Origin of the sequence: Streptomyces sp. E11-3, from assembly GCF_046540415.1 — a bacterium.
Taxonomy (GTDB): domain Bacteria; phylum Actinomycetota; class Actinomycetes; order Streptomycetales; family Streptomycetaceae; genus Streptomyces.
The window spans coordinates 1-2,654 of record NZ_JAZGRL010000090.1 but is presented as its reverse complement, the minus strand read 5'-3'; the positions used below and the strand labels follow the sequence as shown (position 1 = coordinate 2,654).

Sequence of the window (2,654 nt, the reverse complement as noted above, 5' to 3'; positions counted from 1 at the left end):
ACTGCCCCCACCAGACGCCGCCCAAGCCCGCCGCAGCGCCCGGCCGCCGCTGGCCGGGGTGCCCAGTCCCGGCGAGCTGGCAGCCGTGTTGGCCGTGGCGGAACAGCCCGGGACACGGTGGTGCCTGGCCGTAGGGGGAACCCACCCAAATCTGCTCCAACTATCCTCGAACAACGACGAGTTGATCACGCTGGCCCGCGGAGACGCCCGGCCCACGCTAGCCGTATGGGCGGCCCGGCAGGCCTGGCTGGCGGACTGCGGGGCCGTACTGCTGGCATACGGCTGCCCCTCAGACGCCCCACCCGCACGGGTACGCCACGAACACCTCGCGGCCGGTATCGGCGTCGGCCTCGCCCAGGTCACCGCGACCGCGCTGGGGCTGCGCTCGCGCCCCGTCGGCTCCTGGCAGGGCGCCGACCTCGGCGCCGCGCTCGGTGGACCCACCGACCAGGACTGGATCATCCACGGACTCGCCCTCGGAAGGGGCCGCACCCCATGATGCTGCACCGGGAACTGCTCACCGCGGCCCAGACCGTACGCGGCCCACTCACCGCGGCCACCGCGCTGCTCGGCGCCGTCGCCGCGACGCACCTCGCCCAGGCCGTGCTGTTGGCCCTCGCGCTGGCCGCGCTCGCCCGCGGCGCCACGGGCGAACTGCCCGCCCTGCTCGGCGCGGTGCTGGCCGTGGTCGCGGTACGGTTCTGGCTCGGACGCCGCCAGCGCAGGGTCGCCCTACGCGCCGGGGCGCTGGCAAGGGTACGACTGCGAGACGCCCTCCTGGAACGCCTCGGCCGTCTCGGCCCCGCGCATCTGACCACCGCCAGGGCGGGGGCCGTACGGGCCACCCTGGTCGACGGCGTGGAGGGCGTAGACGCGTATCTGTCACGCTACCTACCACAGTTGGCGATCACCTTCCTAATACCACCGCTGCTACTGATCCCGCTCGGCATACTCCAGCCCTACGCGCTGCTCGCTCTGCTACCCGCGCTGGCCCTCGCCCTGCTGGTGCCCCGCTGGTGGGACCGGCTGCTCGCCCGCCGCGGCAAGGAGCACTGGGACTCGTACGAGGGCCTGGCCGCCGACTATCTGGAGGCGCTCCAGGGCATGCCCGCACTGCGCGCGGCGGGCGCCGTAGGCCGTACCCGGGAAGGGTTGGAGCGGCGCTCGGCCGCCCTGCACCGGGCGACCGTCGCCAAACTCCGCGTCTCCCTCGTGGACACCGGCCTCACCGACCTCGCCGTCCAGGGCGGCACCGTGGCGGCCGCGCTGCTGGCCGCCGTGTCGGCCGGGGGCGGCCACACCGCGCCCGTCGGTACCTACCTGCTGCTGATGCTCGCCTCGGAGTGCTTCCGCCCGATCCGCGACCTCTCCCGCGAGTGGCACGCGGGATACCTCGGCGTCTCGGCGGCCGACGGCATAGCCGCGCTGCGCAGGGCGGAACCCGAGGTGGCGGACACCGGCCGACGCCGAGCGGACTGGACGGCACCCGAACTCCGCTTCCACGACATCCGTTTCGGCTACCCGAACACCAGCCGACCCGCACTGGACGGGGTGAGCTTCACCGCCGAGGGCGGCCGTACGACCGCGATCGTCGGCCCGTCCGGCGCTGGCAAGTCCACGCTGCTCGCCCTGCTGTTGCGCGGGCGCGAGCCGCAACACGGCGGGGTGACGGTCGACGGGTTGCCGGTCGCCGCGTACAGCCTGGACGCGCTGCGCCGTGGTATCGCCGTCGTCTCCCAGGAGACGTACCTGTTCCACGACACCATCGCCGCGAACCTCCGACTGGCCCGCCCCGACGCGAGCGACGACGAGCTGACGGCGGCGGCCCGCGCGGCGGGTGTGCACGACGAGATCGCCGCCTTCCCGGACGGCTACGCCACGCTGCTGGGCGAACGTGGCGCGACCCTTTCCGGGGGTCAGCGCCAACGCCTCGCCCTGGCACGGGCGTTGCTCGCCGACGCGCCCGTACTCGTCCTGGACGAGGCGACCAGTGCCGTGGACGAGCGCCGCGAGGCCCGCATCGGCCGCGAACTCCTGAGCGCGGCCGCGGGACGCACCTGCGTGGTCGTGGCGCACCGCCTGGAGTCCGTACGACACGCGGATCGCATCGTCGTCCTCAACGGCGGCCGGGTCGACGCCGTCGGCGACCACGCCACCCTGCTCGCGGAGGAGGGCCTGTACGCCCGTCTGGTACGGGCCGGACACCAGACGGAGGGGGACCGGGCCGCGTGAACGCACCGGGGTACGCCGCCGACACCGCCAACAAGGGGACACACGCGTGAACGAGACAGAACGAACCACGACCGGCGTGTCGCACGCGGCGGCGGATCCCAGGGGGAGTGACGGGGCGCTGGCGGTCGCCGCCGACGGCGCGACGCCGGACGACGGAAGCGCGGGGGAGGCCAAGGGCGTTGGGCTCCTGGCGAGTGGTGTGGCGGACCCCGAGGGAGCGTGGCCGGGCGGCGGCGGTCCGTCGGCCATGGACCCGGCCGCGGGGTCCGGCGCGGGACGCGCGCCGGAGCGAAGTGTCGGAGCGATGGTGGGCGACGGGGCGCAACCCGCGACGGCGTCACCGGACAGCGAGAGTCCGGCGACAGCCGACGAAGCGGTGCCAGCCGAGGAGCTGGCGGCGGTCGTCGAAGCGGTGCCAGTCG

At 74.5% G+C, this 2,654-nt stretch carries 2 protein-coding genes and 1 pseudogene; all 3 read left to right on the top strand.

The annotated features are described in order from the left end of the window. A partial coding sequence (locus U9R90_RS35325) for a nitroreductase family protein (protein WP_411061521.1) occupies nucleotides 1–499 on the top strand: 499 nt, incomplete at its 5' end. Further along, nucleotides 496–2,232, top strand: a complete 1,737-nt coding sequence (locus tag U9R90_RS35320; protein WP_411061520.1) for an ABC transporter ATP-binding protein/permease — start codon at nucleotides 496–498, stop codon at nucleotides 2,230–2,232. The genes U9R90_RS35325 and U9R90_RS35320, both read left to right, overlap by 4 nt. Before the next feature lie 46 nt (nucleotides 2,233–2,278). After that, nucleotides 2,279–2,654: pseudogene (locus U9R90_RS35315) on the top strand (hypothetical protein); the annotation flags it as partial.